Source organism: Pseudoalteromonas sp. UCD-33C (assembly GCF_001306895.1).
In the GTDB taxonomy this organism is placed as follows: domain Bacteria; phylum Pseudomonadota; class Gammaproteobacteria; order Enterobacterales; family Alteromonadaceae; genus Pseudoalteromonas.
The window spans coordinates 118,228-136,585 of record NZ_LJTB01000005.1 but is presented as its reverse complement, the minus strand read 5'-3'; the positions used below and the strand labels follow the sequence as shown (position 1 = coordinate 136,585).

The following is an 18,358-nucleotide window of genomic DNA, read 5'->3' as shown; positions in this document are numbered from 1 at the left end:
GGAACGTCAATGACTAAGTTCTTCTCCAGTATAGCGTTATTTTTTATTTTGACCTGTGGCTTGTTTAGCCATCCCGCTATCTCTCAGGTAAAACGTTTATCAACCAGTGAAGGCTTATCGCAAAGTTATGTAAACACTATGCTTATCGATAACAGTGGCTACTTGTGGTTATCGACTGAAGGTGGCCTCAATCGCTACGATGGTTATCAGGTGGTTCATATCAAAGGCCCTAATGGTGAGCTTGAAGATGCCATCATTGACCGTATTTACCAAGATCCACAAGGCTATATCTGGATAGCTTCACTACAAGCGGGTTTATTCCGCTATGATCCCACTTCGGATACTTATCAGCAGTTTATTGCTAAACCAACCACTGAAGAGCAAATTTTTATTGAGTCGGTGTTTAGCATGGTAGCTGTTGATGACAAAACACTTTGGCTAGGGCGAGGCTGGGATTTTGCCAAACTAGACTTAGAAACGAAAAAAATCACCTCTATTTTTGAAATTCCTGAGCGGGTTAAAAGCAGCGTTATTCGAGAGCTTTTCGCGTACCAAGGTTATATTTTTATGGGCACTAGTAATGGTGCTTATGTGTATGAGTTGGCATCAGGAAAAGTCCGTAAACTTGAACATCTCCAAAATGAGCCAAGTCATATTTATCAAAATTATGTGAAATCGTTCGCTATTATCAATGAACAAACATTGCTAGTGGGGGCTGTTAGAGGCCTTTATCAGGTTGATATTAGCAATTTAAAAGCAATGTTTGATACCCCTGATATCGCCTTCAAAAATAAAACACTCATCAGTGAATTAAATATTTGGAAAATTATTCCAGAGGCTAACTCTATTACGCTTGGCACTGACAAAGGGTTATTTGAATATAACCTTGACACGGGTGAGTTAGCTAAGAATATGCGCCTAAAGGAAAGTGGTTACACACTAGCTGACACCAGCATTATTGATATTGTGAAAGACCGCTCAGGTGGAATGTGGCTGGCAACCAAAAATGATGGGGCGTTTTATCAGTCATACGACAATTACAATTTTATCAATGTAACAGCCAACTCATTAACAGGCGATGGGCTATCTCATCATTCAATTTGGAGTATCACTGAGTTTCAAAATCGTCTCTGGCTTGCCACCCATAATGGTTTAACAGCGGTTGATTTAGAAACCTACGAAAGTGAAGTGTTTTTAAAAGATTATCAGGTTGACCTTATAACTACTGAATTCAGTATTTACCAAATCATGCCCTACAAAGATAAGTTATGGCTGCACACTAATCGCGGTATTTTAAGCTTTGATCCGAAAACCGGGCAGGCCTCCTCAGTCAAAGCCGCAAATCCCGAGAACCAGGTTTTAATTAACGATTGGGTGCATGGCATATTGTTGATGCCATCGGGGGATCTTTACTATGTTCACCCTGATTACGGCATGTTTGTTTATAATATCGATAGCCAAAAAGTGACCCGACTAGGCGGCAAGTTTGATGAGTTTGAGCCGTTTTTAGCCTACGGATTTTTACCTGCGTTGTCGTCAAATCCAGAAGCGCCATTATTTTATAATGCGGGTATTCTGTATCAAGTTGACCCTGATACATACGAGCTCTCGACGATATATAAAGTGCCTGAACAACATGAAAATGTTGCTGTGAATGTGATGTCTTACATCATAGATAATAACAATGTGTTGTGGTTATCGCTTTCAAACTTTGGCTTAATCGGCTTAGACGCCAGCACTTACGAGCATATTTATACCATCGACCTTGAAAAGAATAAGTTAGGTACTTTGTTATACGACATGGTGCTTGATGAAGCGGGCATGATATGGATGAGTAGCCACAAAGGACTTTGGCGACTGAACCCAGATAATTTACATTTTCAGCAATTTACTGGCTCAGAAGGGTTATTCTCAACCGAGTTTAATAGTGGTGCATTTACTAAGCTTGAGTCAGGGCAAATTGTCTATGGTACGCTAAAAGGCTTTACCTACTTTTACCCTATGGATAACCACTATCAGCAAGCTTTAATTGATCACGTAAATATTACTAACCTTGATTTGATGTCGCGCGATTTACCCGCTGAGCTAAAACAGCCTATCGATAGTGTCGTTCTTGAGCATGATGATATAGGCCTTGAAGTTGCCTTTTCTGCGATGGCATTTAACTATCAAGAACGTATCATTTATGAATACCAGCTAGGTGATGGTCAAAAAACTTATACCCGCAATAACAACCGAGTACTCTTCCCAAAACTCAGTGCAGGAAAATACCACCTTAAGGTATGGGCAAAAGATCCATTAACCGGAGAGTTAACGCCGCCCGCTATTTTGAATATCGAAGTGAAATACCCACCTTGGCGTGCACCTCACTTTATTGTTTTATATGTGATTTTGGTTGCACTGTTTGTTGCTGCTTGGGTGTTTAGGCGTAACCGTATGCAACAAATATTACTAGCCGCCCATAAAGAGAGTAAAGAGAGTGAAGCACGATTGAAGCTTGCTCTTGAAGGCAGCCATTCTGGAGTATGGGATTGGTCATCGCAAAGCCCGATTATTTATCAACCGCGTCTTAAAAATGAGTTAGGTTATGAAACTGATAGCGTAAATTTAGATGATTATTTAGCAAAGATTCACCCTCATGATAAGCAAACTTTCCGGTTAGAGTGGTTAGAGTTTTTATCTACACAAAAAGGCTATTTCAATTGCACTTACAGACTACGTCATGCTGATGGTAATTGGCGTTGGTATAAAGACTTTGGCAAAGTGGTTGAGTGGCAAGACAGCGCCCCTGAAAAAGTAGCGGGCACCTACACAAATATGACCCGAGAGCTGGTATTTGAAGAAAATGCCCGTTTGTTTGGTGCGGCATTTGAACAAACTCGCGACTGGGTGTTTATCTTAGATAAGAATCTGCGTATTCGCGCTACCAATAAGTCATTCCAAGATGCCTTTGGCTTTCCTGCAGAGCCTCGGTCTAGCCGTTCGCTCACACTGGGTATGCCTATATCAACTCGTATCCATTACTTACGCATTATGCAAAAGCTTGAATCGGGTGAGCACTTTTCAGCCGAAGATGTTGTTGAAGTTGCTGGCGGTGAAAAGCGCCAAGTATTAATAAAAATAAGTGCGGTTGCAGGCAATAATCGCCAACTTGATAGCTATGTGATTATAGTTACTGATATTAGCGCGCAAAAGCTGGCTGAAAACGAGCTGCATCTACTGGCCAACTACGATGCTTTGACGGGACTGCCAAATAAAACCTTGTTCAACGACCGAGTCGTTCACGCTATTGAACAAGCTGATTACCATCAAACAAAAGTGGCGTTATTAAACGTTAATATTAAGCGCTTTAAGCACTTTAATGATTCGCTAGGCCGTGAAGAGTCTGATGAATTAATTAAGCGTGTTGCTAAGCGTTTAAAACACGTGTTGCGTCCACAAGATAGCGTGGCTCGTTTCGATGGTGACGAGTTTGTGATCCTTGCCGAAGATTTTAAACAGCTTGATGAGTTACTGCTGTTATGTGCAAAAGTGATGGATTGTGTCGATACCCATATTGAACTTAGCCAGCAAGCTGTAAAAGTGAACCTTAGTGTTGGTGTTGCTGTTTACCCTGATGATGCAAAGGACACCAAAGCCTTATTAAAAGCCTCTAATGTGGCACTGTACCACGCGAAAAGTCATGTCGAAGGCTGTTATCAGTTCTATAAGCAAGAAATGAACTTACAAGTGCAGCGTACTTTGCATCTTGAATCACAGTTAAGTAAAGCTTACCAAGAACATGAGTTTTGTAATTTTTATCAGCCAATCGTGAGCGCAGAGACTCGCCAAGTGGCGGGGCTTGAAGTGTTGTTACGTTGGCCGAGTAATGATGAATATAAACCAGAAGACTTTGCAAATGCAGCAGAAAGCTCCGGGCTAATTACCAAAATTATGCTGCAGACTTTATCAAGAGCATTGATTGAGCTGCGCCAATGGCGTACCACGCATCCTGATTTATATATTTCTATTAATCTCTCAGCCCTAGATTTTGAAAGCGAAAATCTGGTTGAGAAAATACATCAATCAATAAGCGCAATTAAAGTTCCTGCGAGCGCGCTAGTGTTTGAGATCACCGAATCAGTGATGATGCACGATTCAGATAAAGCGCAGCAAAGTATGGAAAAACTCAAAGCCTTAGGCTGTCGTATTTATATGGATGACTTTGGAACGGGTTATGCGTCACTGACCTATTTGAAACGTTTTCCGGTTGATGTGCTGAAAATAGACAAAAGCTTTGTTAATGACATTGGTATTGATAAAGGTGATGAAGCGATTATCAATTCAACGCTTACTCTTGCAAAAAGCTTGGGTAAAGAGTGTGTAGCAGAAGGGGTTGAGAACCGCACGCAATTGCAGTTCTTACGCTCTTTAGGCTGTGAGTATTTCCAAGGTTACCTGTTTAGCAAACCTGTGGCAGGTGATGAGGTGAAAGCGCTTTTAGATACCCAGTGGGATGATGAATTTTAGGGTAAAGCGAAAACTTTACCCTTTTCGTTAATCTTGGCGTTTACCACAGTGGCGGCAATACAGATTGCGATTGCGGTTTTTAAGCTCGTTATGAATCGCTTTATTCGCCTCTTGCTGACTTAAACCCAGTTTATACCGTAAGTTTTCTAAGTGCTCTTCTTCAACAGGCGATAAGTGCCCATCTTCAACGGCTTCATGCACTGCATCGGTAAACACTTGTCTGCGTTTACGTAACTGCTCAGAAAAGCTTGAGGCCAACAAACCAGTTGGAATAGCCACCATGCCCATACTTACCAGTGTAATAGCACCACCAAATAAGCGACCAAGGGGAGTCACAGGCACGACATCGCCATAACCAACGGTTGTTAATGTCACCATTGCCCACCACATTGCAGCAGGGATAGAGCCAAATTTATCTGGCTGTACATCGTGTTCAATTAAGTAAATACCGCATGAAGCAATGATCAGCACTACGGCCATAATAAAAAAAGCCGCAAGCAGTGAGCTGCTTTCTTCTTTGAACGAGTTTAATAGCAGCTGCATTGCCCTTGAATAGCGCGTCAGCTTAAAGATACGCATTAACCTAAGCACTCGTAAGAAGCGTAAATCAACACTCACAAAGACCATCAGAATGGTGGGTAAAATCGCTATAAGATCAATCAGCGCCATGGGCGAAAAGAAATACTTAATGCGAATTTTTGAATTTGTTAGTGTACTTTCTTTATGCACGCTTTTATCAACACAGCACCAAAGCCTGAGCACATATTCTAAGGTAAAGATACCGACAGAAATCAGCTCAATCATTAAAAATTCGTGATGATATTGCTTTGCTAAAGGGCCGACTGACTCCAACACAATCGCCACCACATTAATCATGATCAACGACATTAAAAACACGTCGAGAGCGCGCCCTATACGTCGATATTTACCGTTACCTTCAAAAACTCGTGCAGTGTAATTTCTTAAACGATGCAAAATAATGATCCAGTTTTTAGTTAAGTTTTAGCACCATATTAATGCTGCCTTCTTCAAAGTCGCGGGTGATCTTAAACCCGAGTTTTCGTGCCAGTTCAATCATGCCGGTGTTTTCTGGCAAGGTAATACCAGCAATTTGTTTTACGCCTTGGTTTTTACAATGCTCAATTGCCGCATTCATTAATATTGTGCCAAGTCCTAAACCTTGGCAATCAGAGCGCACCACAATTGCAAACTCAGCATCGAGTTTGTCTGGATCCATAAGTACACGAGACACCCCTAATGTACAGGCTGAACCATTTTGCTCTTGGCTGACAATAAACGCCATTTCTCGGTCATAATCAATTTGCGTCATTTTCGCGAGCTGATCATGGTTAAATTGCGGTAATTCACCGAAGAAGCGTTTATATCTGTCTTCTTTACTTAATGATTGATCAAACTCTAAGTGAGCTTGCTCATCTTCCGGTTTAATTGGTCTTAGCTGTGCTTGGGTATTGTTTTTAAGGGTTACCTCTTTAACCAATTCAATCGGGTAGGGGCGAATACACAAGCGTTTACGATTCGCTTTTGCTTTGTAACGGCTAAGGCCGATAGTCGCATCAAGGACTAAAAACTGCCCGTTGCTGGCTAAAATAGGGTTTAGCTCAACACTGGTAATGTCAGGTTGGTCGATAACAAGCTGCGAGATGCGGGTGAGTAGGGCGCATAAACGGTATTTATCGACCTTTTCTGGTAGTACGCGGTCTTTAAGTACGCCTTTATCGTGCGCCGCAGCAATCAGGTATTTTGCCAAGTTCATATTCAGTGGTGGTAATGCCACTGCAGCTTGAGCGAATTCAAGTCCGGTGCCTGCTTCACCCAGTAAGATCACTGGGCCAAAGTTCGGCTCTGTTTTAATAGCGATTCGTAGCTCATTAGCACCTGCTCGCGGCGCCATCTTTTGCAATGAAAAGCCTTCAATATGGGCGTCAGGGTAGGTGTTTTTGATTCGTAGCAGCATGGCAAAGGCTGTTTGCTCAACTTCTTGTGCATCATTTAAATTAAGGACCACACCACCGACTTCTGATTTAGAAGGAATACTTGGGCTTATTAGTTTTAACGCTACAGGAAAACCTAGCTCAATGGCTTGCTCTTTGGCTTCTGTTGGTGTGTAAGCAACTTCAGTTTGAATACAATCAATACCATAATGAGTGAGTATTTGGCTTGCTTCATGGGTTGATAAATAGCTTTGCTCTTCGGCTAAAAACTCATTTACTACAATGCGTGCTGCGTCTTTATTTATTTTTGCATCATCGGTGTTTGATTCTGGCGTTTGCGTTAAATGCTTTTGGTTACGGCGATAACTTACCAAGTGCATAAACGCACCAACCGCACCTTCAGGTGTACGGTAGGTCGGAATGGCATTATTAGCGCAGACTTTTCGCGCAGCATACGCGGCATCTTCACCCATAAAGTTTGTCATAACATAAGGGCGAGCCATCTTCGGGATTTTCTCTAAGGTTTCGACAATGATCTCAGCATAGTCTTCACTCGGTGCAAGCGCAGAAGGGGTATGAATGATCAGCAGGTTTTTAACTTCTTTGGCTTGCAGTAAAATTTCTAAGGCTTGTTGATAGCGCCTTGGTGCTGAGTCACCAAAAATATCCACCGGATTCGAGGTCATCTCTGATTGCGGGATCACTTTATTCAGCGCTGCTCTGGTCTCGTCGCTAAGCTCTGCTAGTTTTCCTGAGCTTTGCAAGAGCGTATCCACAGCCATGACACCAGGGCCGCCGCCATTGGTTAAAATAGTCAGTTGTTCGACTTTAAGTAGTTTGGGGTGCATTGCCAGCGTTTGTGTTGCTGCAAAAAGCTCTCGTAAGTCGTTTACCCTTAGCATACCCGCTCGCTGAAACAACGCATCATAGACCGCATCAGAGCTTTGTTTGCCACCAGTGTGTATTTCTGCAGCAAGGGCTCCGGCGCTGGTTTTACCGGTTTTAATGGCAATGACAGGTTTGCTAAACGCAGCAGCTCGCGCTGCAGAAATAAAGCTACGAATATCTTCAATATTATCGATATACAACAAGATAGCCTTGGTTTTAGCATCGCGACCTAAAAAGTCGAGTAACTCATCAAAGTCGATATCAAGGCAATCACCTACAGACACAAAATATGAAAAGCCAATCTCTTTGTTCTTCGCCCAATCAAGAATGGTTGAGCAAACAGCCGCTGATTGCGATACAAAGGCGAGCTTTCCGGGGCTTGCAACTGTATGCGAAAAACTAGCATTTAAGCCAATATGAGGAATAAGTAAGCCCAAACAATTAGGCCCAAGTAAAGAGACATTTGCCTCAGCAGCTGCTTCTTTTAATGCGTACTTTTGGTCGGCGTTTAAGCCGGCTGCAATCACCACTGCATGTTTACAGCCAAGCTCCCCAAGCTCGTTAATGATGTTGATTAAGGTGTTTTTATTAGTACAAATAACCGCAAGATCAGGCACTTTGGGTAGTGCAGCAATGCTCGGGTAGGCTAGTACGCCGTGTACAGCGCTGTGATTTAAACTAACAGGCATGATTGGGCCTTTAAAGCCCCCTTGTAAAAGGTTGCGCATAACCACAAACCCCGCTCGGTTAGGGGAATTTGAGGCGCCAATGACCGCGACTGATTTAGGGTTAAAAAATTGGCTAATACGTTTAACGCTCATGCTGTTTCCTTCGCTTGCGCTGTTTGTTAAAACTTCAGGGTCTGTTAAGTTTAATACACCCAAACTAGAACCGACACGCTTCTAAAGTATTAAAAGTTATACTCATAAGATAACCTGTTTATAACTACTTTTCGAGTCAAAAACAGTGACCTACATCAAGGAGAAAAGCATGAATAAAGCGCAACCATTTAATATCGTTATTGCAGCGTGTGCATTGGCGGTTGGTTTGCTCGGATTAGGTTTTATTTTGAAAAGTGCAGCCCTTGATGTGAAAGGCATGGAGCGCACTGTTCACGTTAAAGGGTTAGCTGAAATGGAAGTGCCTGCCGACACCGTAATTTGGCCATTGCAGTTTTCTGATGCCGATAACAACCTTGAAAAATTAGTGGGTCGGGTTGAAGAGAAAAGCGATGCAGTCGTCGCCTTTTTAAAGCTACATGGCTTTAGTGATGAAGAAATTAGTCTTGGTAGTCAGTCAATTATTGATAAACAAGCCCGCGAATATGGCGGCGAAAATCAACAGTTTCGTTATATTGCCCGTAATAATGTCATTGTTTATTCAAATGACATCGAAAAAGTGCAACATGCCTTAGGCGCAGTAAGCCAATTAGCCAAGCAAGGCATTGCGATAGTACAAGACAATTACGAAACGCGTATTCAATATTTATTTAATGGCTTAAATGAAATTAAGCCAAATATGATTCAAGAAGCAACCGAAAAAGCCCGTGAAGTGGCAATGAAATTTGCCAAAGATTCACAATCTAAATTAGGTAAAATTAAAACTGCGCGTCAGGGGCAGTTTTCAATTTCTGATAGAGATTCAAACACACCTCAGCTGAAAAAAGTGCGTGTTGTTACCAGTGTTGAATATTATCTATCTGACTAAACCCAATACCACAGATAAAGGCAGCCGCATGCGTGTGCATACAATTACCATGCGGCAAAGCGCACCGAGCATAAAGCCGCCACTAAATGCCACAGCCACCCCCAATAAGCCAAACTGATCTTTTAACAGTACTGCCATTAAAACCGTGACACTGGTTGCGCCAAGTAATACGTACAAATTAATAAGCGGGTTCCCTTTTAACTTGATCATGCTACTGGCTAAAATCCTTGCTGGTAATAACAGTTGCCCGAGTAACAGCAGCATTAAAATCCAAAACCCTTCCTGCAATTGGCTTTCGCCATAGAGAGTGAGTAGTGGCTTTGCGAGCAGGGCAAGTAGCAAAATAGCGGCAAAGTTAAAACGCCATACCACTTTCATTAATTCGCTAAGTTGCTGCTCGGTCGTTTCATCTGCCATTAAAATGGGTTTTAAATATTGGTTGGCGGCATTGCCTAAAATAGTCAGTAAGCCAGCAATCACTACCGCAGGAAAGAAGATACTCACGCCTTGTGCACCAAACCAGTGATGCACCAGTAATACATCGAGTTTTGCTACTAATACGGTGCCTGCGCCACTGGCGAGCATGATCAAGGAGTCTTTACACCATTGCTTGGTTTGGTAGCGGGCAGTGCTTGCGACGATCATTTTTTTGATTAACCAATATTGATAAATGACTACGCACAAGATGCTACAAAACAACAAGATACAAATCTCGACTAAAGATAAATCGCCACGTATCAAGTACACGAAAAAGCAAAACCCCGCGGTTAGCAATTCAAAAATACACTGCTGCGTTATCAGGCCAATTTTTGGTTTATTCAAAGCCACTAAAAAAGCCGATTGGCTTTGCATAATGGCGCCAATCGGCACCAGTAACAGTAAATAGACCACATGCTCTTGAGCACTTTGGTGTGGTGAAATAGCCTGAAAGCTAATCACCACAGCTGCGACAAAAATCACCCCAAATAAACATGATGCAGCTAAATAAACATGTTTTAAGCCACGTAGTAACTCATGTTGCTGGGCTTTGTAGAGTGGGTAGCTAATACGCATTAAAGACGATGCAAAACCCATACTCGCGGGTAATAACAGAATTTCACACAGTGCGAGTAACGCGGCGAAAGTACCAAACTCATCAGTACTTAATATCCTTGCAAGGCATAAGGTAAGCACAATACGGCTACCGTGATTAAGGGCTGTAAAACTGCTGAGCGATAAAAACGCTTTAACAACATCCTTATTCATGGAGCTATTGATTGAGCGCGTTTAATAACTGCGCTGTTGGCACTTGCAAATAGGCCGCGCAAAGCAGCACTTTGCTGTCGCTACTCGCTGGTTGATTGGCACCATAAAATTGCTTAAAGGTATTTATTAAGGCGCTGACTGCGCGAGGGTTGTGGCTTTGGTCGACTTCCATCATGGCTAATAGCGCAGAGAACTCATGTTTGGCTAGCATTTGGGTCGTGCTGTTTTGCGCTATAAAGCAACCAATAGGAGTGAGCTGCTGTTTATTTAATGTTTTTAACGCTATGCCTAAGCTTTCGTTGCTTTCAAATAACATTAACGAACGCAAGTAATTAAAGGGTAGGTTATCAGCCTGACACTGCGTAAATAAATGATGAAGTAAGGTATTGCCCTGACTGTCTGTTACACAAAAAGCATTTTGAAACTTAAGACCAGGCGTGAAAAAGCTCAGTTTATCGATATCATCAATTAAGGCTACAGCTTCACTTGGCAGCGGGCTTGCTTCGAGTAAATGCGCTGCCACATTTTGTAAAAACAAGTATTTAACTTCACTACTGCAAGCTAATTGATAAATGTGCTGTAATTGTGCCGCTTGCAACACTCCCGATAAACTTTGGTAATCGGCAATGAGTTCTTTTAACTGATGATGTTGAAGCCGGCTGTTCAATTGCTCAATCGCGCTTTGCATGGAGATACTCGTTTTTTATTATTTATACATTTATAGCTCAACTAGTTGTTTAAATAAATAAAAAAGGCCGCTGAGCGGCCTTTTTCAAGTCTTTATAGGTTAAGCTGCTTGTTTTTTAGCAACCCATTGGTCAACAAACTTCTCTAGTACATTTAATGGTACTGCACCATTTTTAAGTACTACATCGTGGAATTCACGAATATCGAATTTATCGCCTAGTTTTTCTTTAGCCGCTTCACGAAGCTCTAAAATTTTCAGCATGCCCACTTTGTATGCCGTTGCTTGTGAAGGCATTACAATGTGACGCTCAACCATTTTAACGCCATCAGACGTCGCATTTGGTGTGTTATTTACGTAGTAGTCGATACCTTCTTGACGTGTCCACTTCATAGCGTGGATACCTGTATCTACTACTAGGCGACATGCACGCCATAATTCCATCGCAAGACGACCAAAATCTGAATATGGGTCTTCGTATAAGCCCATTTCTTTTGGTACTAGCTCTGAGTATAAACCCCAGCCTTCAACATACGCTGTGTAGCCGCCAAACTTACGGAACTTAGGTACATCTTCAAGCTCTTGCGCGATAGCAATTTGCATGTGGTGACCAGGAATACCTTCGTGGTACGCAAGTGCTTCCATTTGGTATGTTGGCATTGCTTCCATGTCGTAAAGGTTTGCGTAATAAATGCCTGGGCGTGAGCCATCTGGTGCAGGTTGTTGGTAGAACGCTTTACCTGCAGCTTTTTCACGGAATGCTTCAACAGCTTTAACTTTAAGGTCAGCTTTTGGCTTAACAATGAATAGCTCGTCTAGACGAGATTTCATGTTATCGATAAGCGCTGTTGCCTCATCAAGGTAACGTTGTTTACCTTCAGCTGTGTTAGGGTAGTAGAACTGCTTATCAGTTTTCATGAATTGCATGAATGCTTTAAGGTCACCTTTAAAGCCTACTTTGTCCTTAATCTCACGCATTTCGTCGTGAATACGCGCGACTTCAGCTAAACCGATTGTGTGGATTTCTTTTGCTGTTAAATCAGTCGTTGTGGTACGTGCTAAAGCATTATTGTAGAACGCTTCACCGTCAGGGAATTTCCAAGCACCATCACGGTCATCAGCGCGTTTTTCTAACTGAGCTAAGAAGTTAATTAGCTTAGTGTAAGAAGGTTTTACTGCTGCTTTTAGGGCTTTTTCAGCGTCGCTGATAAGTGCAGATTTTTCGCTGTCAGCAATCTCTAATGCATTAACTTTACGTTTAAAGTCAGCTAGTAACGTTGAGTCTTCACCATCATGGAAGGGTGCGCCGCGTAAGATATTATTGCTTGAATCAATCACGTGTGGGAAAACAAACTTAGGCGCGATAATGCCTTTATCTGCTCGTACTTCAAGGTCTTTGATTAGCTGATCAATAACCGTTGTAACACCATTTAAACGTGAGATATACGCTTTAGCATCAGATACATCGGCAATTTGATGTTGGTTGATTAAAAACGCAGGGATCATCGAGTGAACACCAAACATTTGGTTCACAGGGTAGTTGTAATGACGCCATTTGAAATCAGCAATTTCGTTTTCTAAATCTTGCTTTTTAAGGTCGTAGCTTACTTTTGTTGCGTCATCTAATAGGTCACGGTTAATTGCGTTAAGCGCAACTAGGTCAGCTTTAGTTTGTTCAAAGTCTTCTAAAACGCGCTCTTCGCTGCCATCGTCCCATTTGTCGTAATCTTTTTTGATGCCCATGTATGTTTGATAGATAGGGCTTTTCATTACATCACGGTTAAAAGTATCTTCGAAGAAGGCATTAGCTTTATCGATTTCACTTTGTACAGGTTGGCTTTGTACACTTGGTGCAGGCTTCGGTTGCTCTTGCATTTGTTGGCAGCCGCCAAGTAATGCAACACTTACCGCCGCAGCGATGAAGGTCAGTTTACGCATTATCGTTCCTTTGTAGTTGTTAGAAATTTAATTATAATTCTTAAACGAATAATTCTAGCAGGTCATTTAAAAAGCGGTGGCCTTTTGGGCTTACCTGCCAGTTATCTTTATCATCAATTAGTAAGCCTTTTGCAATTGCATCAGTCAAGGCTTGTTCCTGACTTTGCAGTGACAAACTTGTAAGCAAAGGTAAATCAGCTTTGGGGCAGGGTTCGACTAAACGAAAACGATTCATAAAGAATTCAAAAGCTAAGTCGTCTTCTGCTACTTGCCATTGTTCGTATAAATACGGTTTGGCAAGATCCATATATCCTCGAGGGTGTTTTACTTTCACCGTACGGGTGATGAGTTTATTTTCATCAGTAATTTTACCATGGGCACCGCAGCCGATACCGAGATAATCGCCAAATCGCCAATAATTCAAGTTATGACGGCATTGGTAGCCGGGCTTCGCGTAGCCTGAGATCTCGTATTGCTCATAACCTGCTGCTGCGAGTAACGCTTGACCTTGTTCTTGAATATCCCAAAGGGTGTCGTCATGAGGTAAGGTCGGTGGCTTAGAAGCAAACTGAGTATTTGGCTCAATTGTTAGCTGATACCACGAGATATGAGGTGGATTAAGGGCGATAATTTTTTCAAGGTCACCCAAGGCGTCTGCAACAGATTGCCCTGGTAAGCCATGCATTAAATCAAGGTTAAAGCTGTTTAGCCCTGCTTGATGCGCCTGTTTAGCCGCATAACTTGCTTCATCAGCACCATGAATACGGCCAAGGGTTTTTAGCTTGTCGTTTTGCATGCTTTGCACACCAATCGAAATACGATTGATGCCAGCGGCAACATATTCTTTAAAGCGACCTGTTTCGACGGTACCTGGGTTTGCCTCTAGGGTAATTTCACAGTCATCAGTTAGGCCAATTAATTTGTCGACTTCACCAAGTAGGCGAGTATATGCGTCACCGGTTAATAAGCTTGGCGTGCCGCCGCCAATAAAAATGCTGTGGATTTTACGCCCTTGCACTAAGTGCAAATCGGCCTTGAGATCATCAATAAGATGTTGAACGTATTCTTTTTCGGGGATCGTGCCTTTTTGGCCATGGCTATTAAAGTCACAGTATGGGCACTTTTGCACGCACCAAGGCACGTGCACATATAAACTTAAAGGCGGTAAACTCACAGGCCGCCTTTTTGCTGCAATTGCGCAAGTAGTTGTTTTAAAGCTTGGCCGCGATGGCTAAGGGCATTTTTTTGCTCTTTAGTTAACTGAGCGCTAGTGCATTGCTCAGACGGTACGTAAAAAACAGGATCATAACCAAAACCACCTTGACCATCTTGGCTATGAGTGATTTCGCCTTCCCAGCTAGCACTACAAATAAGTGGTGTAGGGTCGTCAGCATGGCGCATTAATACTAACACACACCAAAAACGCGCACTGCGAACTGGGTTATCAGCAAGCTCTTTCAGTAGCTTATCGATATTATCTTGATCGCTGGCACCAGCTCCGGCAAAACGTGCAGAGTACACTCCTGGTGCACCATTTAGACCGTCTACTTCAAGACCTGAGTCATCAGCAATCGCAGGCAAGCCTGTGATCTTTGCTGCATGGCGCGCTTTAATAATGGCGTTTTCAACAAATGTGGTGCCTGTTTCTGGCACGTCTGGCACTTGAAAATCGCTTTGTGGAACCACGTTAATATTAAGTGGGCTGAGCATACTTGCCAGCTCTTTTACTTTGCCAGGGTTACCCGTGGCTAAAACCAAGGTGTTGTTCATAGGTCTATTAATCTACGTAAAATTTTTGCTGAAACTTCAGCGTTTGTACTTTGCCATTTTGATTAATTTCGATATCAAAACGGTAAATTTCTTCGTTGCTGTAATCGATTTGCGCGAGGTAATAAATCGCATCGCCTTCAACAACTTCTTTAAATGTAAGCTGTTTTTTATTACCAAGTAGGTTACGTGCAGTGCCAGTTAAAGTTGCAGTCTGCGCTGTTTTATCGCTGTTTTTTAATACCGAAATATTAATAATCCCTTTGCTAGGGCTACGCTCTAAATCATAGTTTTTAGCAATGTTTGGCTGAATAAAAGTCGATGGAAATGCAATGTAATGAACTTCCCAAGGGCCAAGAACCTTGTACTGGGCGCCTGCTTGTTCATCAGCTTTGGCAAAGGTTGTAAATAAACTCAATACAATCAAAGAAAAATAAATAAATTGCTTCATGGTATATCTCACTTAACAAAAGAGGCCTTTCGGCCCCTTACTGCTTAACGTTAAACGCTTAGCCAATTAAATCCATTACTAAAAACTGTAAAAACTGTAGACCAATAATCAACACTAAGATTGATAGGTCTAGACCACCTAGTGGTGGGATAACCTTACGAATGGGACGTAACATCGGCTCAGTTAGCTGGTGGAATACAGCCTCAATTGGGTTGTAGCCTTGGCTTACCCAACTTAGTAAAGCACGAATAATTAATACCCAAAATAGTAAGTTTAGGCCTTCTTTAACTACCGTAATTAACGCTTGAATAAATACCGGACCTGGCGCCCAAGCGTTATAAAACATCAGAAAAATAACACTGAGTTTTGCTACAGCAACTAAATAAGCAAGCACTAACGAAGCAATATCAAAGCCACCCACTCCTGGGATGATTTTACGAAGTGGGTTCACTGCGAACGAAGTGGCTTTCACCACAAACTGGCTCATAGGGTTGTAAAAGTCAGCTTTTGCCGCTTGTAACCAAAAGCGTAAAAGGACCACCATTAAAAAGAGATCAAAAATAATCCCAACTAAAAAGTGCATGGCTTGCATAGTTTTACCTTCAAAAAGTAAGCTTAAAGTTCTTTTTCCATCGCTTCAGCGCGAGCAATACAGGCGTCCATTGCATCTGCAACTGTGCCGACTAAACCTTGTGATTTAAGATGCTCAACAGCTTCGTGAGTCGTACCCCCTTTAGAGGTTACGTTTGCACGTAGCTGAGAAATACTGATGTCTGGTTGCGAAAGAGCCATTTCGGCAGCACCCAGTGCGGTTTGTTGCACTAAACGGCGCGCATCTTCATCACTAAAGCCAAGTGCTTTCGCTTTTTCTTCAATAGCTTCCATAAATAAGAAGAAGTAAGCAGGTGATGAGCCTGTAACAGCAATGATGTCGTTGATTTGTGACTCTTGCTCAACCCAAACAACAATGCCTGTACACTCAAAAACTTGTTGTACAAACTCGTGCTCTTCAGCGGTTTCATCCGCGCCGTATAGACCTGAAACACCACGGCCTAGTAATGATGGTGTATTTGGCATACAACGCACCATTTTCACATCTTGACCTAGCATTTCACGTAAACGGCTAACGGTAAGGCCAGCGGCCACTGAAATAAATAGCTTGTCGCTAAAATCAACGCCTGAATCTTGGAATGATTGGCAAAGATCGCCCATCATTTGTGGTTTAACAGATAAGACAATCACATCTGCATCGCGAAGTGCCGCGTTGTTATCCGCGGTAGTTTGCACCCCGAAATCAGCAGCAACCTTAGCTAATTTTTCTTGGTTGCGATTGGTTGCAATGATGTTTTTTGCTGCAAAACCGTTCTTTACCATGCCGCCAATGATGGCGTAGCTCATGTTACCCGTGCCTATAAATGCGATTTTTTTGTCTGACATATGTCTGTTATCACCTTCTAATTTCGTTGGCCAAATATATCCGTGCCAATGCGTACCATGGTTGAACCTGCTGCAATCGCCGCTTCAACATCATTACTCATACCCATCGACAAGGTGTCTACTTGGGGATATTGGGCCTTTAGTTTATCAAAGCAAGCGCTTAATTGCTCAAAATATTGTAATTGTAGCTGGGCATCATCGGTTTTGGCAGGAATCGCCATCACACCGCGCAGGCATAAATTAGGACATTGATTGACGAATTCGGCCAATGCCATTAGCTCGTCTGGGTGGCAGCCTGACTTAGCCTCTTCTAAACTAATATTAACTTGAATTAATACATTGAGCGGAGCTTTGTCGGCTGGTCGTTGCTCATTAAGACGTTTTGCAATTTTAGTGCGGTCAACACTTTGTACCCAATCAAAATGCGTGGCTACTTGGGCACTTTTATTTGATTGAATAGGGCCGATAAAGTGCCAAACAATGTCTTTATAATCAGCCAATGCTGTGACTTTTGTTACCGCTTCTTGAACGTATGATTCGCCAAACTGGCGTTGGCCATGCTTATAGGCAGCAATAATATCGTCGGCAGGTTTTGTTTTTGAAACAGCCAATAGGTTGATTGATTGCTCATCGCGGTGATTATTTTTTGCAGCTTGAGCAATTCTTGCGTAGGCGGATGTAAGTCGTTCTGCTATTGTAACCATATAATTATCAGTTGGTTGTGGAGTCATAAATGGATATTACCGAATTATTGGCCTTTAGTGTGCAACACAAAGCCTCGGATTTACACTTGTCATCAGGCGTATCACCTATGATACGTGTTGATGGTGATGTGCGTCGTATTAATATTCCAGCATTAGAACAAAAAGATGTAAATAGTCTGGTATACGATATTATGAACGATAATCAGCGTAAGGACTACGAACAAAATCTCGAAGTGGATTTTTCTTTCGAAGTACCAAACCTTGCGCGTTTTCGTGTTAACGCATTTAACTCAAACCGTGGCCCTGCGGCGGTGTTTCGTACTATCCCAAGTGATGTTTTAACACTGGATGATTTAGGTGCGCCTGATATTTTTAAAACCATTTCCGATAATCCTCGTGGTTTGGTGCTAGTCACCGGGCCAACGGGGTCGGGTAAATCAACCACATTAGCGGCGATGGTTGATTATATTAACCAAAATAAGCATCACCATATTTTAACTATTGAAGATCCAATCGAATTCGTACATGAGAATAAGCTGAGCCTTATTAACCAGCGTGAAGTTCACCGTGATACGCATAGCTTCTCTAATGCACTTAGAAGTGCACTACGTGAAGATCCGGATGTAATCTTAGTGGGTGAGCTGCGTGACCTTGAAACGATTCGCTTAGCGATGACCGCAGCAGAAACAGGTCACTTGGTGTTTGGTACCTTGCATACCACATCAGCACCAAAAACCATTGACCGTATCATTGACGTATTCCCAGGTGAAGAAAAAGACATGGTACGTTCAATGTTGTCAGAATCATTACGTGCCGTAATCTCGCAAACTTTACTAAAAAAAGTGGGCGGTGGCCGAGTTGCAGCTCACGAGATCATGATAGGTATTCCTGCAATTCGAAATCTGATCCGTGAAGATAAAATTGCACAAATGTATTCATCAATTCAAACCGGTGCATCGCATGGTATGCAGACCATGGATCAATGTTTAGCAAACTTAGTTAACTACGGCATTATTACAACCAATGATGCGCGAGCTAAAGCGCAAGATAAAACCCAATTTGGTGGTTAACGGAG

At 42.3% G+C, this 18,358-nt stretch carries 14 protein-coding genes; 3 read left to right on the top strand and 11 right to left on the bottom strand.

Going from position 1 to position 18,358, the window contains the following annotated elements; translation table 11 throughout:
• The first annotated feature begins 9 nt into the window (after positions 1-9).
• A complete protein-coding gene (locus AOG26_RS12210; protein WP_054562752.1) occupies positions 10-4,509 on the top strand; it encodes an EAL domain-containing protein in 4,500 nt (1,499 codons plus the stop codon).
• 27 nt (positions 4,510-4,536) lie between these two features.
• Here AOG26_RS12210 and AOG26_RS12205 read toward each other — a convergent pair whose 3' ends face one another.
• Positions 4,537-5,490: an ion transporter gene (locus AOG26_RS12205; RefSeq protein ID WP_054562751.1), complete on the bottom strand. Its 954-nt coding sequence runs from the start codon at positions 5,488-5,490 to the stop codon at positions 4,537-4,539.
• A gap of 10 nt (positions 5,491-5,500) precedes the next feature.
• On the bottom strand, positions 5,501-8,170 hold the full coding sequence (locus AOG26_RS12200) for a bifunctional acetate--CoA ligase family protein/GNAT family N-acetyltransferase (protein ID WP_054562810.1): 2,670 nt from the start codon (positions 8,168-8,170) through the stop codon (positions 5,501-5,503).
• Positions 8,171-8,339: 169 nt separating this feature from the next.
• Between AOG26_RS12200 and AOG26_RS12195 the strand changes: the two genes are divergently transcribed.
• Entirely contained in the window at positions 8,340-9,056 is a 717-nt protein-coding gene (locus tag AOG26_RS12195) for an SIMPL domain-containing protein (protein ID WP_054562750.1), read from the top strand.
• Here AOG26_RS12195 and AOG26_RS12190 read toward each other — a convergent pair.
• The 9 genes from AOG26_RS12190 to AOG26_RS12150 all read right to left on the bottom strand — a co-directional run bounded on the left by AOG26_RS12190 (position 9,045) and on the right by AOG26_RS12150 (position 17,310).
• A complete protein-coding gene (locus AOG26_RS12190) occupies positions 9,045-10,301 on the bottom strand; it encodes a lipopolysaccharide biosynthesis protein (protein ID WP_054562749.1) in 1,257 nt (418 codons plus the stop codon). The two genes, AOG26_RS12195 and AOG26_RS12190, sit on opposite strands and share 12 nt — an antisense overlap.
• A gap of 4 nt (positions 10,302-10,305) precedes the next feature.
• Positions 10,306-10,989: a hypothetical protein gene (locus AOG26_RS12185; RefSeq protein ID WP_054562748.1), complete on the bottom strand. Its 684-nt coding sequence runs from the start codon at positions 10,987-10,989 to the stop codon at positions 10,306-10,308.
• Positions 10,990-11,088: 99 nt separating this feature from the next.
• The gene (locus tag AOG26_RS12180; RefSeq protein ID WP_054562747.1) at positions 11,089-12,924 is read right to left on the bottom strand and encodes a DUF885 domain-containing protein; all 1,836 of its coding nucleotides are present in this window, start codon (positions 12,922-12,924) and stop codon (positions 11,089-11,091) included.
• 40 nt (positions 12,925-12,964) lie between these two features.
• Positions 12,965-14,098, bottom strand: a complete 1,134-nt coding sequence (gene hemW / locus AOG26_RS12175; protein WP_054562746.1) for a radical SAM family heme chaperone HemW — start codon at positions 14,096-14,098, stop codon at positions 12,965-12,967.
• The gene (locus AOG26_RS12170; RefSeq protein ID WP_054562745.1) at positions 14,095-14,694 is read right to left on the bottom strand and encodes an XTP/dITP diphosphatase; all 600 of its coding nucleotides are present in this window, start codon (positions 14,692-14,694) and stop codon (positions 14,095-14,097) included. Before AOG26_RS12170 ends, hemW begins: the two co-directional genes overlap by 4 nt.
• A gap of 7 nt (positions 14,695-14,701) precedes the next feature.
• Positions 14,702-15,142 carry a DUF4426 domain-containing protein gene (locus AOG26_RS12165; protein ID WP_054562744.1) on the bottom strand — a complete coding sequence of 147 codons (441 nt, stop codon included), beginning with the start codon at positions 15,140-15,142 and terminating at the stop codon, positions 14,702-14,704.
• 58 nt (positions 15,143-15,200) lie between these two features.
• Positions 15,201-15,734, bottom strand: coding sequence for a YggT family protein (locus AOG26_RS12160; RefSeq protein WP_054562743.1), 534 nt, complete (start codon positions 15,732-15,734; stop codon positions 15,201-15,203).
• Positions 15,735-15,757: 23 nt separating this feature from the next.
• The gene (proC, locus tag AOG26_RS12155) at positions 15,758-16,579 is read right to left on the bottom strand and encodes a pyrroline-5-carboxylate reductase (protein WP_054562742.1); all 822 of its coding nucleotides are present in this window, start codon (positions 16,577-16,579) and stop codon (positions 15,758-15,760) included.
• A 17-nt stretch (positions 16,580-16,596) separates the two neighbouring features.
• The gene (locus AOG26_RS12150; RefSeq protein ID WP_054562741.1) at positions 16,597-17,310 is read right to left on the bottom strand and encodes a YggS family pyridoxal phosphate-dependent enzyme; all 714 of its coding nucleotides are present in this window, start codon (positions 17,308-17,310) and stop codon (positions 16,597-16,599) included.
• Positions 17,311-17,312: 2 nt separating this feature from the next.
• Here AOG26_RS12150 and AOG26_RS12145 point away from each other — a divergent pair, with 2 nt between their 5' ends.
• Positions 17,313-18,353, top strand: coding sequence for a type IV pilus twitching motility protein PilT (locus AOG26_RS12145; protein ID WP_054562740.1), 1,041 nt, complete (start codon positions 17,313-17,315; stop codon positions 18,351-18,353).
• Positions 18,354-18,358: the final 5 nt, after the last annotated feature.

Coding starts and splice junctions, on each gene's coding strand:
- AOG26_RS12195 (WP_054562750.1), top strand. CDS start 8,340: ATGAATAAAGCGCAACCATTTAATATCGTTATTGCAGCGTGTGCATTG.
- proC (WP_054562742.1), bottom strand. CDS start 16,579: ATGTCAGACAAAAAAATCGCATTTATAGGCACGGGTAACATGAGCTAC.
- AOG26_RS12160 (WP_054562743.1), bottom strand. CDS start 15,734: ATGCAAGCCATGCACTTTTTAGTTGGGATTATTTTTGATCTCTTTTTA.
- AOG26_RS12190 (WP_054562749.1), bottom strand. CDS start 10,301: ATGAATAAGGATGTTGTTAAAGCGTTTTTATCGCTCAGCAGTTTTACA.
- AOG26_RS12210 (WP_054562752.1), top strand. CDS start 10: ATGACTAAGTTCTTCTCCAGTATAGCGTTATTTTTTATTTTGACCTGT.
- AOG26_RS12145 (WP_054562740.1), top strand. CDS start 17,313: ATGGATATTACCGAATTATTGGCCTTTAGTGTGCAACACAAAGCCTCG.
- AOG26_RS12180 (WP_054562747.1), bottom strand. CDS start 12,924: ATGCGTAAACTGACCTTCATCGCTGCGGCGGTAAGTGTTGCATTACTT.
- AOG26_RS12165 (WP_054562744.1), bottom strand. CDS start 15,142: ATGAAGCAATTTATTTATTTTTCTTTGATTGTATTGAGTTTATTTACA.
- AOG26_RS12150 (WP_054562741.1), bottom strand. CDS start 17,310: ATGACTCCACAACCAACTGATAATTATATGGTTACAATAGCAGAACGA.
- AOG26_RS12185 (WP_054562748.1), bottom strand. CDS start 10,989: ATGCAAAGCGCGATTGAGCAATTGAACAGCCGGCTTCAACATCATCAG.
- AOG26_RS12200 (WP_054562810.1), bottom strand. CDS start 8,170: ATGAGCGTTAAACGTATTAGCCAATTTTTTAACCCTAAATCAGTCGCG.
- AOG26_RS12170 (WP_054562745.1), bottom strand. CDS start 14,694: ATGAACAACACCTTGGTTTTAGCCACGGGTAACCCTGGCAAAGTAAAA.